This is a genomic window from Enterovibrio norvegicus (genome assembly GCF_002876705.1).
GTDB classification, from domain to species: Bacteria; Pseudomonadota; Gammaproteobacteria; order Enterobacterales; family Vibrionaceae; genus Enterovibrio; species Enterovibrio norvegicus_B.
In genome coordinates, this window is sequence record NZ_MDAG01000057.1 from 386,349 (window position 1) to 405,845 (window position 19,497).

Below are 19,497 nucleotides of genomic sequence, written 5' to 3' on the forward strand. Positions count from 1 at the left end.
CACCTCTGACTGTTCCTGTTGCCGACATTCACTACTGTGGTTCGTCGGTATGATCCGTTATTGAGAAAAATTCTATCTGGCTAGACGTCACGGGAACAAGCGCGAAAATTTTGTGCTAGTGTGAAGAAAAACTACAGTCTGGACGTTTGATGCGGTTACCGAATCTCAACAGTTTACGAATCTTTGAAACGGTCGCACGTCACGGCAATGTGAGAATTGCTGCGGAGGAACTCAACCTCACCCCCAGCGCGGTGGCACAACGCGTTCGTCGTCTTGAAGAAGAGCTCGAACATGTGCTGTTTTTCAGAGAGGCGAGGGGTGTCAGTTTAACGGAAGGTGGGAAGGTGCTCTTTGGTGAAGTGTCGAGAAGCTTATCAATACTCAATCATGCCGTAAAAGCGCTGGGCGATGTAAACCAATCCGTGTTGATGAGTGTACCGCCGTCTTTCGGTGTGAAGTGGCTGATCCCGCGTCTTGGTCAATTTCAGCAACGTCATCCGGACATAGACTTGCGGCTTTCTTCTTCTGAAGCGGTGAGTAACTTTTTTGCGGATGATGTGGATTTTGTGGTCCGTTTTGGCGTTCCTCCTTTTGGCGACGAACTTGAATGGCATTTGTTATCTCCAGTAAACCTCAAAATCGTATATAACCCGCTGTATCTAGAATCGCATCCGCCATTGCCTGCGAACCGCGATTTTACCGGACACCAACTTATTGATGACTCGCACCAGAACTGGTCTAAAGTGATGGGTAAACAAAATGGCACGAAACTCGGAAAGATGCTGAATATGTATCAAACCGGTTTGGCGATTGACGCGGCATTGTCGGGGCAGGGATTGTGCATTTCGCCTTTTGTGTTGGTGTCGAGCTATGTTGCACAAGGGGATATGGTGGTGTTCGGTGATGTGCCAGCCCCAGAGCATCAAGGCTTTTACCTGGTATATCCAAAGGGCAGGCAATTCAGCGCAGAGAAACAATGTGTCATGAAATGGTTAAGGCAGGAAATCACAGCAGGGACATGAGTTTCTCGTCGCGCGTCGTTGGTCATACGTTGTTCTTAGGCTTTTACTCTTTCGCTTCTTTTTCTATGTTTTGCCATCGACATAACGTGCAATCATGATCACTTCATCTGCCGAATAGAGATCAGGGATCGTGACTTCTACCTCTGCGCCCAGTGTCTTTTTATAAAGGGTTTGTGCAAAATTGTCGGCGCGGGTGTTCACCATAATGTGCTTTAAGGTTGAACCTTGCTCGGCAAGCAGTGTGCGTACCTGAGGCAGTGACTGTTCAATCAATGATCGACCAACGCCTTTACCTTGCGCGTGTGAAGCGACTGCCAGCAATTCTAGATCCAAGACTGCGTCGGCGCGGAAGCCACTTTTTTGTGTCCAAGTGATGAAGCCAAGAATGTCACCGTCAGACTCGGCAACGAAATTGAGGAAGCGCGGGGCAGCGTTCAGGTTACATTCAAGCCACTCGTAAGAGCGTTGCTGGCGTACGAATGCTTCATGATGAATAGCCGCCGCTTTTGGTAAATCAGCGTGAGTCATAAGGCGAATGTGCATAGTGACCTTCTCATGAGGGAATAGCGTGTTTTATCGAGATTACAGCGCATTATAGCCCGTGTCTTTTCCATTTTTAGCATTTTATCGAAGGGGAAAGCGGCCCAATTGCGGTTGTTTCTTTACAAGTGTCGATTCGCGCTCTATTGTGCCGGAATCTTTACGGCTATTGGCTAGAATAAGCAGGTAGCAAAGTATTGTTGCGTTATTCACATACGAAGGTGAAATGAAGATACCAGCGAGATTATTGCCATTGGTTGAAGATGGCATGGTTGATGAAGTGATTTCTCAGTTGATGAGCGGCAAAGAGGCCTCGGTATATGTTGTATCGAGTGGCGGCCGCATATGCTGCGCGAAAGTGTACAAAGAAATCGACCAACGTAGCTTTAAACAAGCTGTGGCGTACCGCGAAGGGCGCAAAGTAAAAGACAGTCGCCGCGCGCGCGCGATGGCGAAAGGCTCAAAATACGGCCGCGACGAACAAGAAAAAGTGTGGCAAAACGCAGAAGTGGATGCGCTATACGCCTTGTCTGAAGCGGGTGTTCGCGTTCCTCAGCCTTACGGTTGTTTTGATGGCGTGTTATTGATGGAGCTTGTCACTGATGATAAAGATTCTGTTGCGCCGCGTTTGAACGATGTCACTTTGTCCCACGAACAAGCATTGCGAGATCATGCACAGATAATTACAGACGTCACGCGCATGTTGTGTGCGGGTATCGTGCATGGCGATTTGTCAGAATTTAACGTGCTGGTGGATCACCTTGGCCCTGTGATTATCGATTTACCACAAGCGGTTGATGCCTCTGCAAACAACAACGCGAAGTGGATGCTCGAGCGCGATGTAAATAACATGACCAATTACTATGGCCAATACGCGCCAGAGTTGATTGGCACGCAATACGCCAAAGAAATGTGGGCGCTTTATGAAGCGGGCGAATTGACGCCAAACACGGAACTGACGGGCGTTTATGTTGATGATGGCGGAGACGCCGATGTTGATGGCTTGATGGCAGAAATTAATGCCGTGATGGAAGAAGCAAGGTTGCGCAAAGAGCGTCGTCTTGAAGCGGAAGCTGACGAAGACTGATTTCGCCTTCACACAGAACATCAAATAAAAAGAGGTTAGCGCATTGCTAACCTCTTTTTTTGGTAAAACCAAAATGCTAGAGCTTTAACGTTTGATAACCCGCCCAGACGCGTGTTGCTGTCGTGACCCAACACAGTGCACCAAACGTCCATGCAATCTCTGCAAAGTAGCCCGGAAATAAACAAAACAGCACGAAGCATGCGATGGTTTCGGTGCCTTCCGTTAACCCGCCGATGTAGTACAACGATTTGTTTTGATAAACAGGGTTCTCGATGTCGCGCTTACTCGCCATGACCGCAAACGCCAAAAAGCTCGACCCTGTTCCCATGAAGGAAAATACCAAGAACGTTGCCGCAACGGCATTTTGGTCGGGGTTCGCCAATGCAAAGGCGAAAGGGATCATCGCGTAAAACAAAAAATCCAAGGTGATATCGAGGAAACCGCCTGCATCTGTTATTCCTTGCCGCCGCGCCAATGCGCCATCAAGCCCATCAAAAATCCGATTAATTGCAATAAACAACAAACCCAATCCGTAGTGCTCGGTCGCGATGGCGGGCAGGGCGAGCAAGCCGATGAAGAAGCCTGCAACCGTGACTTGGTTAGCGGAAAAACCAATGGTGTCGGGCAGTTTTGCTGCTTGTTTTAGCGGCCAGCGAATCACTGCAATGGCATAACGATCAAGCATGTTTTTCCTCCGGCTTTATCAAGGTCGCGGGAGGTGCAATGTCGGATGCTGTTGGCAAAGGCCATTGTAAACAAGTGCTTTCTTCCGGCACGTCATCCTCATCATGAGTTACCATCACCGCGGCGATATTACGGGTTTTGATTTGCTGGAAAACAAACGCTCGGAATGCCTTTCGTAGCGGTTTGTCGAGTTTACTGAATGGCTCATCAAGCAAGATGACATTAGGGTGAGAGAGCAGGGTTCGCATTAAGCTCACGCGTGCGCGTTGCCCGCCTGAAATTTGCTGTGGCGCTTTGTACGCAATGTCAGCGAGATCGATGTCTTCCAGTGTTTGTAGTGCCCGCGATTTTTTCTCTGAAGCTGTCATGGTATCTGGCAAACCAAACGCGAGGTTTTGCCAAACATTCAAATGCGGGAAGAGTAAATCGTCTTGAAACAATATGCCCACCGCACGCTTCTCGGCAGGTAAGGCTAAGATACTTTTTCCATTTACATGAATGTCGCCCAAGCATTCGAATTCGGGTGACAGATGACCAGCAATGGCGCTCAGTAGTGTGGACTTGCCACAGCCACTTGGCCCCATCACTGACAGAATATGGCCATTTTCAATCGTAAATGACATGCCATGAAGCAGTGTCATCTGCGGTGATTTAATGGTTAGGTTTTGTACTGATAAGCTCATTGGAACTCACTTGTTTGTCTGCGTGACGTGCTAAACGACGCTGTGGATCTGCGATTCGGCTGGCGGCGAGGGCTATACCGAAAAAGACCAAAGGTAAAAATGCCTGTATCAGGCCGTATATCGCGCTAATGCGTCTGTCTTGTCCGCTGGCGAGACTCACTGCTTCCGTGGTGAGTGTGGTTATTCTGCCCGCACCGAGTAGCTGTGTCGGTAAGTATTGCGCAAAGCTCACGCTTAACCCAACCGCCCATGCCAGCATAATAGCGGGTAGGACAATCGGCAATTTTACGGATAACCATGCTTTCCATGCGCTGTGACCGAGGCTTCGTGCTGTTTGTGTAAGGCGTTGGTCGAAGGAATGCCAAGGTCCATCAAGGGCGAGATACACATAAGGGAAGGCAAACAAAATGTGCGCCCAAATGGTTGCCGGAACATGCCATTGCCCCGGCAACATATAGATGGCGATTTGAATACCAAACAAAATGGAAAGCTGTGGGATCAGCATCGGAATAGCGATAACCAATTGCGGGACAGATTTATGGTATTTGTCGCGGTATTCCAAACAACCAATGGCAAAAACAAGGGCGACGCTGGCGGATACCAATCCCAGAATAAGGCTGTTGGCCGCCAACTCAAGCAAATTGCCTGCTTCTTGTTCCCAAAAGCGCGTCGTGGTGCGGGTTGGCCAAAGCGAAGGGAAACGCCAACGAAGGGCAAATGACCAAACCAGCAAAACAGGAATGATGATCACAGGCAGCAACGCCACAAAGCCAAAGAGGTATTTACCTGGCAATGAATAGGTTTTGCTGCCGCTAAACTGCCATGATTGCCAGCCTTTAACCAAAAAGTATTCTGCGAGCCTATATAGCAATAACACGCCAAAGCAAGCCACAAACAGGGCAATTGCCCCTGCTGCTGCGCGAGGCACTTGGGTCAAATCGGGGTCATTAAACCATTGCCACACCAACACAGCGAAGGTAGACGGCGATGTAGGGCCGAGAATCATGGCGACATCGACCACGGACAAGCCGTAGGCCAGCACCGCGTAAATGGGAAAGCGCATTTTGGTGAGCCATTGTGGAAAGACCACTTTGAGCCATGATGCGCTGGCGTTATACCCAAGGCTTCGAGAAGCCGTGAGTAGCCGATCAACCTGCATCTGTTTTAGCACAGAAAGGCTCATCAGAAGCAGAAACGGGGTTTCTTTAATGGCCAGCGCGAGGATGAGGCCAAAGCCTTGGTTGTCTTGTACCAGTGACCAGAGATGCGGCTCCGTTTCGCCTGTTAGAGAGGCAAATAACCGAAACAACCAACCAGACGGGGAAAAGGTAAGGGCAAAGCCAATGGCGAAAGCAACATGTGGCATGGCAAGAAGAGGAGAAAGCCATTTTTCAATGCGGTTCCATCCTTTTGTTCCCCAACAGTGTTGGAGAATAAGGAAGGTGGTGAGAATGGCGAGAAGTGTGGCAGTAACGCCGGTGAATAGGCTGAGTTGAAGTGCTTTTCCGCTGCCTGGCCACGAGGTCATCGCGTACCAGCCATCTAAATTCGGTTCGTTTAATCCAAGGGCAGGGAGGTAACTGGCTGCAGAAAGCAGCACACCGCCGAGCCCTGGGATGAGGGGTAAACAACACACTGTCAGCGTCATGACATACAGCAGACGTAACATGCTTACCCCTTGTGAGTGTTCATTGTGTGTTTACTCACTGCTGCGCGTAGCGTTCAAGCCATGCGTTTTCCAACGCCACTTGCCAGCTTGGGTGGGGTTCAGGCTGAGATTTGAACAACGGCTTGCTGCCAACACTGTTCAGTTTCACCACAGCAGGGTCGCCCCATACGGTGCTTTTCGATTTACGTGCTTGTGCTTCTTCACTCATCAGGAAGTTAATGGCAACCAACGCGCCTTCTTTGGCGTTGGCGTTCCAAGGGATGCCCATAAAATGGATGTTGGACAGCGCGCCTTTATCAAACGCAAAAGCTTTCGCTGTCGGAGCAAGCGTGCCGTTCTCAATGGCAGTATCCGCGGCGTTAGGGTTAAACGTTATCGCAAGCAGTAACTCGCCATCATCGAGTAATTGCAGGGTTTCTGCGCTAGCTGCGGGGAATTGCTTCCCTTCACGCCATGCAACCGCATTTAATTGGTCGAGGTATGCCCAAAGTGGCGCACTGATGGCATCAAACTGTGCATCATTAACGGGTTTGTATAAAGGCGCTGTATCTGCTGCCAATTCCAATAAGGCGGCTTTCAAGAAGCTGGTGCCGTGGAACTGCGGCGGTTTAGGGTAGGTGATTTTCCCTGGAAATGCTTTAGCGAGACTAAGCAGTTCGTTGAACGACTTCGGCGGATTTGCCAGTGTTTTTTCATCATGAATAAACACCAACTGTCCGACACCCCAAGGGGCTTCGAGTCCTTCAGTAGGCTCAGTAAAATCGGCGGTGACGGGCAAGGTCTTGTCGACGATTGCCCAGCTTGGAAGCTGTTCAACAAAAGGGCCGAACAGCAAGCCGTTTGATTTCATTGATTTGAAGTTTTCACCATTAATCCAAACCATATCAACACTGCCACCAGATTGCTTACCCGCGGCTTTCTCTGCGACCAAGCGGTTGATGGTCTCTGAGATGTCGGACACTTTGACGTGTTTTAACGTGACACCGTAACGGCTATCAAGCTGGTCTCCGGCCCAACGCAAGTAAGCATTGATCTCAGGGCTGCCACCCCATGCATTGAAATACACAGTTTGGCCTTTGGCGTTTGTTTCAATCTCTTCCCAGTTGGACAGGTCCGCGGCAACACTGGCGGTACTGAAAGCCAGTGCGCAGGCTGTGACGATTGATTTGACATTCATGGTGTTTAATCTTCCTTAATCATCGGTTGAATCATAGTGTTCATTGAACCTAAGCACGTCGAGCTTACGAGTTCTTAGGCTCTTTACGCATCCATGTGTGGAACTTCTCTACCCAAACCAACAGACCTTGCGGTGCGTTGTTTTGTTTCCAAACACCTGCGGTGTATTTGGTGGCTTCACTCATTGTTGGGTAAGGGTGAACCGTACCAAGAATTTTGTTTAAGCCAAGACCATGGCGCATCGCAAGGGTAAATTCTGCGAGTAAGTCACCAGCGTGTGAACCCACAATGGTTGCACCTAGGATTTTGTCTTTGCCTTTTGGTGTGATCACTTTGATAAAGCCGTGGTCTTCGCCGTCGGCAATCGCGCGATCGAGGTCATCAATGCCGTAGTGTGCCACTTCGTAATCGATGCCCTGGGCAATGGCTTCTTTTTCATTGATGCCGACACGTGCGACTTCAGGCGCTGTATACGTTGCAGCAGGCATGACAGAGTAATCGGCTTTGAACTTCTTGAAATCGCCAAACAGGGCATTCACGGCGGCATACCATGCTTGGTGACCGGCAGCGTGCGTTAATTGGAATGGGCCAGCCACATCGCCCACTGCAAAGATGTTCGGGTAGTTTGTTTGTAGGTAGTCGTTTACCTTCACTGTGCCACGCTCAGTCAGCTCTACGCCGATGTCTTCAAGGCCAAACCCTTTGGTGTTTGCTACGCGGCCTAGCGCCAGCATGACATGGTCAAACTCCACCACGACTTCTTCACCGTTGTTATCGAGATAAACGCGCTGTGTATCACCGTCTTTTTCAAAACGTGTCGCCTTATGGCCCAGTAAGATGTTTACGCCATCTTCTTTCAAGCCTTTTACAACGAGCTCAGCAGCGTCAGCATCTTCACGGATCAGCAATTGATCGGCCATTTCCACTAGGGTGACATTCGAACCAAGGCGAGAGAAGCTTTGCGCAAGCTCTGCACCGATTGGGCCACCGCCGAGAACCAGCAGATTTTCAGGAAGTTCTTGCAGTTCCCATACATTGTCAGAAGTGAGGTAACTGACGTCTGCGAGACCTGGAATTCCTGGTACGAGTGGGCGAGCGCCCGTCGCAATGACGATGTTTCGAGTTGTTAGGCGTTGGCCGTTTACTTCAACTTCCCAAGGCGAAAGGATCTTCGCTTCGCCTTCGATACACTCAACACCGAGTTTGGTGTAACGGTCGACAGAGTCATGAGGTTCAATGTCGGCAATCACTTGATGAACGCGACCCATGACTTGTTTGAAATCGACAGTGGGCTCACCCGCAGTCACACCAAACTCTTTGGCGCGGTTGATTTCATGTACGGAATGACCTGCACGGATCAGTGCTTTGGAAGGGACACAACCTGTGTTTAAACAGTCGCCACCCATTTTGTGTTTCTCTATCAGGGTAACTTTTGCTTTCACTGCTGCGCCAATGTAAGTCGTTACCAAACCACCTGCACCCGCACCGATTGCAATGAGGTTACGATCGAACACGACAGGCTTTTGCCACTTCTTATAGACACGGCGTTTCTCAATACCGTTCATGATGAACTTAGCAATGATGGGGAACACGCCCAGAAGCACGAGAGACACCAACACACCCGGTGAGACGATGCCGCTCAAAGAATCAATTTGTGCCAGTTGTGTACCGGCATTGAGGAACACCATGGTGCCCGGCAACATACCGATTTGGCTGACAACGTAGAAGGTTGCGGTTGAAATAGGCGTTAAACCCATCAACAAGTTAATGAGGAAGAAAGGGAAAACTGGAATCAATCGAAGCGTGACAAGATAAAAAGGACCGTCTTTTTCTACGCCTTGGTTAATCGTCGCCAGCTTGTTACCAAACTTACCTTGTACCCAATCTTTCAGTAGGAATCGACTCACTAAAAACGCGATGGTTGCGCCGATGCTGCTGGCAAATGAAACCAACAGCAAGCTCCACCAGAATCCGAACAGGGCTGCCCCCAGTAAAGTCGCAATTGCAGCGCCTGGCAGAGAAAGGGCGGTCATTGCAATGTAAGCCACGAAGAACACAACGCTCGCGGTGACAAAATTATCAGAAATGCTCTGTTGTAAGGCTTCATGCTGCGCTTTTGCATTTTCTAGCGTAAATAGCGCACCTAAATCGAAGGCAAACCACGTGACAAAAATCGCGGCTATCACTATGACTATGGATATTTTTTTCTTGTCCATCTTGCTTCCTTTTCGACGACGTTGTCTTGCAGTTAACTATGGCAAAAGCTTCACGACTCTTCACAAAAATTAAAGCGAAACCAGAGGGTTAAAATTGCTTTTGTTGATAATTGTGATTTGCAACCAAGACTGCGCGGTGTATAGCGCCATGAAACCTAATTCTTACAACTTTTTGTGGATTGTGCTTCTGATTAAAAGACCTGAATACACACCGAATAATTACAGTCATGCTCAGATTTTTCGAACATGACGTGATGAACGTGAGCAGGCTACAAAGCTTCAGTGCTTTAAGGTGTTGAATTTATTGATTGATGCGGCGCTGAGTATACGTTGAATACGCAGAACAAGAGGGGGCGGGAGGTGAAATACGTGTTACAGGTTCGGGTTTAATGCACGCGGAGGCATAACATTTAAAGCTGACTACTGATACTAACAACTATAAGCAATACACGGTGTATTGAAAAACGAGTGTCGACAGTGGAAGCAATGAAAGTATGACAGCGCCGGAAATATGGTAATTACGGTGCCAATAACGCTGCGCAAAGCTATTGAGCTTCAATCCCCAAAATACAACGAGGGTGTTAAACGTGCTCAAAGACAGGACCATCATTGTTACAAAAGACGGAGCGAAAGTGCCTTGGGTGAGGGCAAAATAAACCGAGATCGGAAAACAAAAGCAAAAAAAGACCGTCCACTTGAAGCGACGTGGCCATTTACTGAAGTGATCTCTAAATATGCAATCAATCTGATCGGGAAACGGTTTAGTGTGGTGCATCATTTTGGTGCCATTCTGCTGCCTATATCTTCGGCTTAGTTCAAAATTTCGCCACATGATAATCTAAGACCAACATTTAGTATTATATATGTGACACTTGTCACATTAATGCGTTAGTGTGGGTTTTTGAAGGGTAGGTGAGAGATTGGAGGATTTACGACAGTTTTTACCTAATTTCTTGATTGGAGCCCCTCCATCTGGGCGTTGGTTTAGGGGGTGTTTTGTTTTAATGATGCAATAAATGACAAATAAGATGCAGTAGATTGTGCAGTAGTGACGTTTTACCACATAGAATGCGTCAAAAGCCTCAAGTGCAGCTGATAAATATGGGGAAATGTAAACGCCTTGAACCTTAGAATGTCGCAAGGGGCTGGCGACTGAAGAGCGGCATTAGGAAACGGTATACCCAAGCAATCTCGCGATGATCATCCAAGAAGAGGTTATTTGGGTATAGCGCGTTTTATCGTGAAGAGAATTATTGCTGCAAGGTGTTCAACAGTTCATCACGTCGTTGTGGTGTAATCACTGACCAGTGCTTTCCTTCAATCGCACCTTCCAATGCCCACAACAACTCAAGGCTTAGCGCGTCGCTGTGCGACTTCTGAAGCGCTTGATAGGCGCGCACTGCACCTTCCTGTTGAAGTTGCTCCACACTGTCTATCCCGGCCTTCTTCAACATACGCTCTGTTGCAAGTCGCAAGTTAGGCAGGTCTTTAATGCGGTTTGGCGTCGCGGTTTTCTTTTCTTCCTGATCATCACGGGCAATGGCGAGAGCTTGCTTCGCAAAGTCCATCATGGTGTCCGTTTGTTCCCACCAATCATCAGGCACGCTGTAGTACTTGGTGACAACAGGGAAACCGCGTTTTTTATAAATATACGGCTGCATGCTGAGACGTTTAAATTCACGTTCATTTTGCTGGCCTGCACGAAGGTGAAGGCGGTCATTTACCACCAACGCAAACATGGTTTGATCGCAGAAAACACCAAAACCGCCGAACATAGATCGAGATTTGATCGTGCCCAGACATTCGAAGAACTTCAGTGTGTTTTTAAGAGTAGGTTTGTCCATGTGACTAATTCTCAATCAATACGTTCCTGGATGAATGGTCAAGGGGTAACGTAGCAAAGCTAATTCAGAGAATTGTCAGCGATCCGGGCTGGCCGGAAGTGAAATGCTAGCGTCATCGGTAGCTCCGCTGCCATTCATCATTAATGATGTTAGGCCGGTGGCTTTGCGTCCCACGCTTTCGCGAGGTTTGCCTTTTTCTTGACAACATTTAGCTTAACCGAAACCTCTGAATTTGTCCTTATTGCTAGTCTGTAAATATGTGATCTTGCTTCAATTTGGGTGTTATTGATGACTTTGAAAGTATGCTCTTGTCTTTGTAATTGAAGCAATTTTGAACAGACAGCTGAAATACCATTTGAGAGGAAGATTAGCACCAGAAAACTAGACAAAAAGTTAAATATGAGTTCTGTCGCATAAAAGAGGCAGGAGTAGTAAGAGATCTTGTCAAAAAACAAAAAGCCCGAGATTCAATCTCGAGCTTTAGGTTATTGATGTTGCAGGGGTGTTGCCGAGCGTGGTTAATCGTTAAGGTTTTTCACGGAGCAACGAACAACGAGCTCAGGTTGCATTTCGAAAATCTGTTGTTCGTTCTCTTTGTTCGCTAGACGTTCCATTAACAGCTTGATCGCGGTTTTACCCAAACGGTTTTTCGGCTGGTGGATGGTTGTCAGCGGTGGAGAGAAGAAACCCGCCAAATCGATGTTGTCATACCCAATAATTGAAATGTCTTTGGGTACATCAAGACCCGCTTGGCGGAAAGTACTGATTGCCGCTAATGCCATGATGTCGTTAAAACAGAATAGGGCTGTCGGTAATTCGTCTTGTGCTAACAGTTTCTCTGTTGCTTCAACGGCTGAATCACATTCAAAATCTGCTTCTACGATCCAATTTGGGTTTTCTTTTAGCCCTGCTTCTGCCAGCGCTTTACGAAAACCACTCAGTCTCGCCTGACAGGTTAGCTTATCAAGCTGGCCTGACATACAACCGATCTTGGTGTGACCGTTGTCGATGAAGTGTTTGGTTGCGATGTAGCCACCGAGCTCCGCATTATCTTGAATGCAGTCGGTATTAACGTGCTGTGTGCCCCAGTCCATAACGACCATTGGCAGATCTTTCTTCTTCTCGAGCAGCATCAGCAACTCTTCGTTCAGATCTGAACACATTACCAACAAACCATCGACGCGTTTTTCTGCCAGCATGCGCAAGTAATCACGTTGCTTGGCGAGGTTACCTTCGGTGTTACACAAGATCAGGGTGTAACCCTCTTTGTAACAATACTCTTCAACACCGTGCACCACTTCAGCAAAAAATGGGTTAGTAGACTTCGTCACTAGCATGCCGATAGTACGGGTAGTGTTGCATTTCAAGCTACGCGCAACGGCACTTGGCGCATAGTTAAGGTCGTCGACGGCAGCCCATACTTTTTTCGTGGTCGATTCTGCGACAAAGCGTGTCTTGTTGATCACGTGAGAAACCGTGGTTGTTGAAACTCCGGCCATGCGCGCGACGTCTTTGATCGTTGCCATTTGTTAATCTTCTTATCATTTTCAAAGGCAGCATGAGAAATGCTGGCTGCCTTACATGTTTACGCCGCTTTACTGAAAGCGGCGTACTGGATTCGACGAAACGGGTATCCGTTTTCTCTTCCGTCTCGTATCAATGAGTGAATGCATGAAGCCAACATCATGCGTTCATGGTTTTCTGCAAAGCGAAAAGGGCGCTGCTTAAGGGCAGCAATTGCTCGACGTCTCCGCTGTGTATTGAGAATCAACTTACATCGTGATTCGTCACTGTTTGCCGCGGATTATCTGTTTGTACTGCGTTGAGCATTTCGATTATCCACCTACGTCCTATTTGCTGTTTGTCTGACGCAGTGTGCTGCACATGGCAAATAAACAATCGGGAATAACCGGAATATCTAATTTTCTTTTTAAAAACGGACAATTGAGAAAACACTGATTTCGTTGGCGTAACGCGTGAGGGTTGCTACCTCGTTGTTGCCAGTGAAATTTTTCATATTTTTCTCAATGCCAATCGCTTGCGTTCACAGTTTACTGTCAGTTGCAGATTGCCGCAATTATTGAATTGAGACTACTCGCATAAGCTTGACACGTATCATGGTTGTTATTCATCCACACTCGGCGAATATCAAGCGCTGTAGCGGATTGGCTGGTTGTATTTTTAAGCGTTGTTATCTCAAATGTTGACGCGTAACTATGTCGTATGTTGATGCCCAGTTATGTCGCATATTGATGCGCAGTTATGTCGAACATTGAGAATGTCTGCTTTTATTCCGCACTGGGTGAAAATGCCGAATGATAAAAACAAAAAAACCGGGGCGATCCCCGGTTTTCGATGAATCAGTGAAATGAATTACTCGCCTTTTAAGAAGGCCAAATCTAACGCGATAAATGCGTTTAACAAATCACCGGATGCTTTGTAGAACCCAAAGGCATCGTATTTATGGAGCGCCTGGCGGAACATATCAATCCATGGCAGTACCATGGTTTCAAGAAACGCTTGCTGCTCTTGCATCAGAGTTTCTTGCTTTGATTCGTCTGGTTCGGCGTTCGCCATTACGATCAAATTGCCCATAAAATCCAAAACGACCGCGAGATGATCAAACGGTTCGTTAAAGTCTTTACGTTGTGCAATGCCGTACTTCTCCATCCATTGACCCATTTCTTGCGCAGGTTTGTCGTTCAACAAACCACTTTCGCCGATGTACATGGAGGCGTAAGGCAGGGCGCCGGTTTTTGGCGTGCTAAGGAACAAACCACAGAAATCAGCGGCCAGTTCTAGCTGCGCATCATCACGCGATTTCAATGATGTTAATGCTTCACGAAACGACGCGATCGGTGCTTTGAGTTCGTCGGTCATAGCGAGCACGGAATAATAGTTATCCATGTCACCGCCGTGATAATTGTTGAGATCTTCTTGGGTTAGCTCGGTAGCGAACAGGGAAGACATCCACCAGTAAAATTCGGCGCGTTGTTCGTTGATGGCGATAAATTCTTGCATTGTCATTCCGTTGTTAGGGAAGGGCAGAGAGACTACAAATGTTCAAGATAACAAGTGTATAGAAGTTTGAGTAAAAAAGGGCAGCTAAGCTGCCCTTTTTCTTCACACTGTCTCTTATGCGATATCCATCGCTGGGAACAGTGGATTCACGTCGTCAATCGCGGTCGGGCCGCTAAAGCCGGTTACTGCTGGAACGTTACCTATGAACTTCTCGATTTCTACCAATGCAGTATGTGCAGAGGTTGCTTGAGCCAGTTTCGAGGTGCCGATATCCACCGTCAGTACGTTTGGATCGCCATAGGTACACAGTGTGCCCGGCTTACCGCCTTCCAGTGGGGCATACCATGCGCCTTCGTGGATACGACAAACGCCTGATTTGTAGTCGTCAGTCACCACAGCGCCAGCCAATACTTGGCCACGGTCGTTGAATACACGAACGATGTCGCCAGACACAATACCGCGAGCTTTCGCATCTGCAGTGCTGATGTAACAAGGCTCACGACCCGCTACCGCGTAAGTACCACGGTGCTCGTCAGACGAACACAGTTGCGAGTGCAGACGGTGGTTCGGGTGACAACTTTGCAGGTGGATCGGGAATGTTTTCGACTTAGGACCGCCATGGCTACGCTCAACTTTTTCGAACCACATTGGGTGGCCCTGACAGTCGTCGTATCCCATGTCAGCGATAGTCTTACAGTAAATCTCGATCAAACCTGTTGCTGTGCCGAGTGGCTCAAGGTCTGGTTCGTTGCGGAACGCTTGGTGGCGAACCCACTCTGAACCTTCAGGGAAGCTGATGAATTGCTCTTCTTCCCAGAATTTCACGAAGTTCGGCATACGCACACCGATACCACGGCCTTGCAGGCGGGCACCGTTGTAGATTTCTTCAATCCATTCCATCTTGGTCTTGCCGCCAGTGAAGGCTTCTTCACGGTCAAAGCGCGTACACAATTCACGGAAGATGTCGAAGTCATCTTTCGATTCAAACATCGGCTCAACGATTTGTTTCATCGCGATGATGCCTTTGTTCGAGTGGTTACCAAACTGCTCGATGTCGTTACGTTCGTAAGTGGTGGTCGCAGGCAGAACGATATCCGCGAAGCGACACGTTGCTGTCCACTGGTGTTCAACGCTAACAACGGTTTCCAGATTGCGCCACGCCTTGATCATGCGGTTACGATCTTGGTGGTGGTGGAACGGGTTGTTACCACAGAAGATAGCCATCTTCATGTGTGGGAACTTCACGGTGTGACCGTTGAAATCAATACTCGTGCCCGGGTTCTCAATACAGTCAACGAAGCGTGCAACTGGAATGTAGGTTGAGAAGCCGTTGTAGCTGCCGCTGTGAATCGGATCAACGCCAGTCACAGAGCTGAAACCAGACATCAATGGACCTGCAGAGGTTACGGTACCCGCATCGTTGTAGTGCCAACCGAAGCCGAAGCCGCCACCTGGTAGACCGATTTGGCCCAGCATTGCTGCCAGAACAACGATCATCCACGCGTATTGCTCGCCGTGCTGCATACGCTGCAAACACCAGCCTGCGATGATTTGGGTACGACCATTTGCCATGGTGCGCGCCAATTCGCGAATCTGGTCAGCAGGGATGCCACAGATTCCTGCCGCCCACTCAGGGGTTTTCGCAACGCCATCTTTCTCACCCAATAGGTAAGGCAGGAATTGGTCGAAACCTGTGGTGTAGTCAGCAAGGAATTGCTCATCGTGCAATTTCTCTGTGTATAGCGTGTGCGCGATAGCAAGCATCAGCGGCACGTCAGTTTGTGGGTTAACCGCAACCTGATTACCACCGAAGAACTTGTAAGATTCGTTCTTCACTGGATCAACGTGGATAACGTTGATTTCGCCTTTCTTCACTTTCTCAGCAAGCTGCTGGTAGTAACCGTAAACGCTGTGATCTGGGATCAACCAACCGACTTGTAGGTTTTTGATTGGGTCAGAACCCCAAATAACGATGTTCTTTGCGTTCTCTAGCACCAAAGGCCAAGAGGTTTGCTGTTCGTACACTTCCATTGCGCCTGCAACGTAAGGAAGAACAACTTGCGCAGAACCGGTTGAGTAGTCACCCATTTTTGCTAGGTAAGTACCGTGCAGGCTGATTGCGCGCTGCATCATGGTACCTGCGGTGTTTAGCTTACCGCATGACTGCCAACCCGAGTGACCTGCGTACAATGCGCTTGGGCCGTAAGAGGTTTGAACACGCTCTAGCTCGTGGTGGAAGAAGTCCAGTGCTTGTGACCATGGCACGCGCACAAAACGGTTGTCACCGCGTTGTGTGGTGTCAGATTTCCAACCGTGCTTCAGCCAGTCGATGCGTACCATTGGGTACTTAACGCGAGAAGGGTTGTATACCACTTCACGTACGCCGTTCAGCATAGACGTTGGGTGTGGGTCGTTTTCGAACGCGACAGTGTCGATCCAAATGCCGTTTTCTACTTTCGCGCGGAATGCACCCCAGTGTGAACCGTGGATAACGTCACCAGAGAAGGTGTTTTTCGCGTCGGTTGCTGCCATCGCTGAGCGAGGTGCAAGCAGGCTGCTGCCGATCGCAACACCCGCACTTGCGGTTAGCATGCCTGATAGAAAGCGACGGCGAGATATGCCCTGAACGTGTTTTTCAGTCGCCATGTAGGAATCCTTATTCTTCAATCTTTATTGGGCAGGTGCGATGCACCTGCCGAGATATTCTTTAGCGCGAGCCAGCGAGAGCTGATCAGTGCGCGCCTGCACCGCCGGTGTCACTACCGTGGTTCTGCAGATATTTCAGCAGAGTACGTTCTTCTGTTTTATTCAGACGGTAGTAAGCGCTCATCGCTTTCAGGCTTGAAATCCAGCCGTTTGCGGTGAAGTGACCAGGCGCGGGAGCTGCGTGACACGAGTTACAAGAAGACGCGTACATTTCTGATGCGTAATCCCATACAGGTTCGATGCTGTCGAGTAGGCCGTCTTTGGTCACCCACGCTTCAACAGCCACGTTTTTCCATGACATGTTGGTTGCAGCGTCAACTTGCTCAGACATCACTACTTCGGTTGCTTTCACGTCGCCACGAACGGTTGCTTTGAATACACGTTTGCCCATGTACTCTGTCATCACACGGCCTTTACCGTTGGTTTCGATCCAACCTTCAACGCGGATTTTCAGCATGTCGCCTTGTTCTTCAAGCACGATAACTTCAGACGCAGGAAGCAATTGGCCTTCCACTTTGCCAGTCGCGTCAGCATTGGCGAATAGGCTCTTCTCGCTCAGCGAGTAAAGTTTCTTCGCACCAACAGGTGCAACCGCAGAGGCAGTCAGGGTTTCAAACGTTTTACGGAAACCACCCGCCATGTTTGGCAATTCGTGCGCGATACCTTTATGGCATTCAACACACGCCATGTTTTCTTTCGCAGCAGGGATCATCTCTTTCATTGCTTGAACAGATTGCTTGCTGTGATCCATGGCGTCGTAGGAGTGACAGGTCGTACAGGTTTTGTAGTTCTCGTCAGCCATGCGATCCCACACTTTCTGCGCGAGCTCTAAGCGGTGTTCTTCAAATTTCTCAGGCGTATCGATTTTGCCAGTGATGAAGTGGTGGTATAGGTCGGTTGCAGCACCCATTTTGCGCCACACTTTACCCACGAAGTCTTTTGGTTGGTGACAATCCACACACTCAGCACGGATGCCTTTCGCATTGCTGTAGTGAATAGACTGTTTATATTCCTCGTAGTTTTGCTGCATCGTGTGGCACGACGTACAGAACTCAGTACTCGAGAAAACCTCAAAGGTTTTGTTCATTGCAATCACACCGGAGATCGCAATAACGGCACCGACCAGTACCAGCGCAATGATTGGGTACTTGCGGCTAGGTTTCATCAGCTTTTGAAATAGCTTTTTCATAAAAATGGATACACCCATAGAGTTTTGCGCAGCCAAACAGTGGAGAGTCCTTTCCTCTAGGTCTTGAGAAACAGCCTGCTCACTTTAGCTACATGTTTTTGATGCGTTATTTCGTGTCGCGCATGTTAACGATCGGATGTGAATATGGTTACGCACACAAATGAACGGAATGGGTCGGGTTGTGAAAAGATGTGAACAGGAATTCTGCAAAAGTCGTTGCGCGGTGTATACGTGCTTCTAAAAGTGCCGAAAATGTTGCGATCTGACACAAAATGCAAACTTGAGTGTGATGAGTCTCACGAATATAGAGTGACCTTCGTCATAATAAAATGCAATAACCATGATAAATATCAAAAAAAGCGACACTTTAGGTGGTACAGTGCGCTCCTTCGTGACGATTTGTGAACAGGGGCGACGTGAGCTATCACATTCTGGTCGTAGATGATGAAGTAGTGACCCGCACTATGGTGAGCGGATACTTCGAAAATCAGGGATATAAAGTCAGTCAGGCTGCTGACGGAAAGGGATTGCACAACATAATGAAAGAACACCATGTTGATGTGGTTTTGTTGGATATTAACCTCCCTGGTGCTGACGGCTTGATGTTAACAAGAGAGCTCAGAAGCCAATCAGATGTAGGCATTATTTTGGTAACCAGTCGTACTGATGCCATTGACCGTATTGTCGGTCTTGAAATGGGGGCGGATGACTATGTCACCAAACCGATTGAACTGCGTGAACTTCTTGTTCGTGTGAAAAACTTGCTTTGGCGCATTTCTCGAAGTTATAAAGTGGCCAATGTCGAGAGTTTGCGGAAGGAAGATGATAAAATCATGACCTTCAGTGGCTGGACGTTCGACATTAACCGTCGTGCGCTGACAAACAGCACCGATGCCGTTAAGCTCACCAAAGCTGAATATGAAATGCTGGTCGCGTTCACTGCAAACCCTAACAGGGTGCTCAGTCGAGAACGCATTTTGAATTTGATCAGTCACCGTGTTGATGCACCCAATGACCGTACAGTCGATGTGCTAGTGCGTCGCTTACGCAATAAAATAGAGGTAGATCCTAAGAAGCCTCAGGTGTTTATTACAGTACACGGTGAAGGATACATGTTTGCGGGCATTTAGTGACACCGCAAACAATGAGAGAACTATGAACTACATACCCTTTGAAGACTACAAACGTAAGTGGATTTTCACTCACCAATCCATGCCTGTGGCGGAAGAAGACCGTGCTGAAATAAAGCCGATGTCTGAAGATCGCGGTGCGCAAGCGTGGCGTGATTTTGTGAGCAAGCAAAGCCCGACGCCGGATCATTTCGGTAAAGGCGATTGGGCCATCATGAGCAGCGTTTGGGAAATCGAAGATAATTGGATGAACCCATGGGAAGAAGAAACCGATCTTCCTGAAAGCGTAACGGCGTTTTTCAACATGGAAGACAATGGTGTTGTGTATTTTTGTTACGACAAAAACAACGTCATCGAAACACGCTGGGGAACGTTCAAGAAATACTGGAAGAACTTCCTGTTCTACGATGATAAACCGCTACTCATTTCCAAGAAGAAGAAAGAAGTGGCGATGTTTGAACAAAGCGGTGTGGTGAAGTTGGGTAAGAGACCTTAGTTGGCGAGCATACTAGATTGCGAGATTGCGAGAT

16 protein-coding genes and 1 riboswitch are annotated in these 19,497 nt (G+C 48.3%); of the genes, 5 read left to right on the plus strand and 11 right to left on the minus strand.

Annotated elements, in window-relative coordinates:
* Window positions 1-149: 149 nt before the first annotated feature.
* The gene (locus BCT27_RS21135) at window positions 150-1,022 is read left to right on the plus strand and encodes a LysR substrate-binding domain-containing protein (protein ID WP_102316995.1); all 873 of its coding nucleotides are present in this window, start codon (window positions 150-152) and stop codon (window positions 1,020-1,022) included.
* A gap of 63 nt (window positions 1,023-1,085) precedes the next feature.
* Here BCT27_RS21135 and BCT27_RS21140 read toward each other — a convergent pair whose 3' ends face one another.
* On the minus strand, window positions 1,086-1,550 hold the full coding sequence (locus tag BCT27_RS21140) for a GNAT family N-acetyltransferase (protein ID WP_198597609.1): 465 nt from the start codon (window positions 1,548-1,550) through the stop codon (window positions 1,086-1,088).
* Window positions 1,551-1,788: 238 nt separating this feature from the next.
* Between BCT27_RS21140 and BCT27_RS21145 the strand changes: the two genes are divergently transcribed.
* Complete coding sequence (locus tag BCT27_RS21145) at window positions 1,789-2,649, plus strand: PA4780 family RIO1-like protein kinase (RefSeq protein WP_102316993.1); 861 nt, start codon at window positions 1,789-1,791, stop codon at window positions 2,647-2,649.
* A gap of 76 nt (window positions 2,650-2,725) precedes the next feature.
* Here the strand turns inward: BCT27_RS21145 and BCT27_RS21150 are convergent, their stop codons facing one another.
* The 5 genes from BCT27_RS21150 to lpdA all read right to left on the minus strand — a co-directional run bounded on the left by BCT27_RS21150 (window position 2,726) and on the right by lpdA (window position 9,077).
* Window positions 2,726-3,334, minus strand: a complete 609-nt coding sequence (locus BCT27_RS21150) for a CDP-alcohol phosphatidyltransferase family protein (RefSeq protein WP_102396690.1) — start codon at window positions 3,332-3,334, stop codon at window positions 2,726-2,728.
* Complete coding sequence (locus BCT27_RS21155) at window positions 3,327-4,016, minus strand: ATP-binding cassette domain-containing protein (protein WP_102390567.1); 690 nt, start codon at window positions 4,014-4,016, stop codon at window positions 3,327-3,329. Before BCT27_RS21155 ends, BCT27_RS21150 begins: the two co-directional genes overlap by 8 nt.
* Entirely contained in the window at window positions 3,985-5,685 is a 1,701-nt protein-coding gene (locus BCT27_RS21160) for an ABC transporter permease (protein ID WP_102396691.1), read from the minus strand. The genes BCT27_RS21155 and BCT27_RS21160 overlap by 32 nt, the downstream gene beginning before the upstream one ends.
* A gap of 34 nt (window positions 5,686-5,719) precedes the next feature.
* On the minus strand, window positions 5,720-6,862 hold the full coding sequence (locus BCT27_RS21165; RefSeq protein ID WP_102396692.1) for an ABC transporter substrate-binding protein: 1,143 nt from the start codon (window positions 6,860-6,862) through the stop codon (window positions 5,720-5,722).
* A gap of 64 nt (window positions 6,863-6,926) precedes the next feature.
* The gene (lpdA, locus tag BCT27_RS21170) at window positions 6,927-9,077 is read right to left on the minus strand and encodes a dihydrolipoyl dehydrogenase (protein ID WP_102390564.1); all 2,151 of its coding nucleotides are present in this window, start codon (window positions 9,075-9,077) and stop codon (window positions 6,927-6,929) included.
* A 523-nt stretch (window positions 9,078-9,600) separates the two neighbouring features.
* Here lpdA and BCT27_RS25510 point away from each other — a divergent pair.
* Window positions 9,601-9,891, plus strand: a complete 291-nt coding sequence (locus tag BCT27_RS25510) for a hypothetical protein (protein ID WP_157939244.1) — start codon at window positions 9,601-9,603, stop codon at window positions 9,889-9,891.
* 436 nt (window positions 9,892-10,327) lie between these two features.
* Here BCT27_RS25510 and BCT27_RS21180 read toward each other — a convergent pair whose 3' ends face one another.
* The 5 genes from BCT27_RS21180 to torC all read right to left on the minus strand — a co-directional run bounded on the left by BCT27_RS21180 (window position 10,328) and on the right by torC (window position 17,837).
* The gene (locus tag BCT27_RS21180; protein ID WP_102390563.1) at window positions 10,328-10,921 is read right to left on the minus strand and encodes a TfoX/Sxy family DNA transformation protein; all 594 of its coding nucleotides are present in this window, start codon (window positions 10,919-10,921) and stop codon (window positions 10,328-10,330) included.
* 114 nt (window positions 10,922-11,035) lie between these two features.
* Window positions 11,036-11,123, minus strand: a riboswitch (cyclic di-GMP riboswitch).
* A 316-nt stretch (window positions 11,124-11,439) separates the two neighbouring features.
* Complete coding sequence (purR, locus tag BCT27_RS21185; protein ID WP_102396693.1) at window positions 11,440-12,447, minus strand: HTH-type transcriptional repressor PurR; 1,008 nt, start codon at window positions 12,445-12,447, stop codon at window positions 11,440-11,442.
* 847 nt (window positions 12,448-13,294) lie between these two features.
* On the minus strand, window positions 13,295-13,942 hold the full coding sequence (torD, locus tag BCT27_RS21190) for a molecular chaperone TorD (protein ID WP_102396694.1): 648 nt from the start codon (window positions 13,940-13,942) through the stop codon (window positions 13,295-13,297).
* A 114-nt stretch (window positions 13,943-14,056) separates the two neighbouring features.
* Window positions 14,057-16,588 (minus strand): trimethylamine-N-oxide reductase TorA, encoded by a 2,532-nt coding sequence (gene torA, locus BCT27_RS21195; protein ID WP_102396695.1) that lies wholly within the window; start codon window positions 16,586-16,588, stop codon window positions 14,057-14,059.
* An 85-nt stretch (window positions 16,589-16,673) separates the two neighbouring features.
* The gene (gene torC, locus BCT27_RS21200) at window positions 16,674-17,837 is read right to left on the minus strand and encodes a pentaheme c-type cytochrome TorC (RefSeq protein ID WP_422386141.1); all 1,164 of its coding nucleotides are present in this window, start codon (window positions 17,835-17,837) and stop codon (window positions 16,674-16,676) included.
* A gap of 416 nt (window positions 17,838-18,253) precedes the next feature.
* Here torC and torR point away from each other — a divergent pair, with 416 nt between their 5' ends.
* Both torR and BCT27_RS21210 read left to right on the plus strand, forming a co-directional pair.
* Window positions 18,254-18,967, plus strand: a complete 714-nt coding sequence (gene torR / locus BCT27_RS21205; protein WP_102316983.1) for a two-component system response regulator TorR — start codon at window positions 18,254-18,256, stop codon at window positions 18,965-18,967.
* Between the two features lie 25 nt (window positions 18,968-18,992).
* On the plus strand, window positions 18,993-19,463 hold the full coding sequence (locus tag BCT27_RS21210; RefSeq protein ID WP_017016719.1) for a DUF2947 domain-containing protein: 471 nt from the start codon (window positions 18,993-18,995) through the stop codon (window positions 19,461-19,463).
* The last annotated feature ends 34 nt before the right edge of the window (window positions 19,464-19,497 follow it).

Excerpts from the sequence above, each read along its gene's own strand:
- BCT27_RS21135 (WP_102316995.1), top strand. The coding sequence starts at position 150 with ATGCGGTTACCGAATCTCAACAGTTTACGAATCTTTGAAACGGTCGCA.
- BCT27_RS21140 (WP_198597609.1), bottom strand. The coding sequence starts at position 1,550 with ATGACTCACGCTGATTTACCAAAAGCGGCGGCTATTCATCATGAAGCA.
- BCT27_RS21145 (WP_102316993.1), top strand. The coding sequence starts at position 1,789 with ATGAAGATACCAGCGAGATTATTGCCATTGGTTGAAGATGGCATGGTT.
- BCT27_RS21150 (WP_102396690.1), bottom strand. The coding sequence starts at position 3,334 with ATGCTTGATCGTTATGCCATTGCAGTGATTCGCTGGCCGCTAAAACAA.
- BCT27_RS21155 (WP_102390567.1), bottom strand. The coding sequence starts at position 4,016 with ATGAGCTTATCAGTACAAAACCTAACCATTAAATCACCGCAGATGACA.
- BCT27_RS21160 (WP_102396691.1), bottom strand. The coding sequence starts at position 5,685 with ATGTTACGTCTGCTGTATGTCATGACGCTGACAGTGTGTTGTTTACCC.
- BCT27_RS21165 (WP_102396692.1), bottom strand. The coding sequence starts at position 6,862 with ATGAATGTCAAATCAATCGTCACAGCCTGCGCACTGGCTTTCAGTACC.
- lpdA (WP_102390564.1), bottom strand. The coding sequence starts at position 9,077 with ATGGACAAGAAAAAAATATCCATAGTCATAGTGATAGCCGCGATTTTT.
- BCT27_RS21180 (WP_102390563.1), bottom strand. The coding sequence starts at position 10,921 with ATGGACAAACCTACTCTTAAAAACACACTGAAGTTCTTCGAATGTCTG.
- purR (WP_102396693.1), bottom strand. The coding sequence starts at position 12,447 with ATGGCAACGATCAAAGACGTCGCGCGCATGGCCGGAGTTTCAACAACC.
- torD (WP_102396694.1), bottom strand. The coding sequence starts at position 13,942 with ATGCAAGAATTTATCGCCATCAACGAACAACGCGCCGAATTTTACTGG.
- torA (WP_102396695.1), bottom strand. The coding sequence starts at position 16,588 with ATGGCGACTGAAAAACACGTTCAGGGCATATCTCGCCGTCGCTTTCTA.
- torC (WP_422386141.1), bottom strand. The coding sequence starts at position 17,837 with ATGAAAAAGCTATTTCAAAAGCTGATGAAACCTAGCCGCAAGTACCCA.
- BCT27_RS21210 (WP_017016719.1), top strand. The coding sequence starts at position 18,993 with ATGAACTACATACCCTTTGAAGACTACAAACGTAAGTGGATTTTCACT.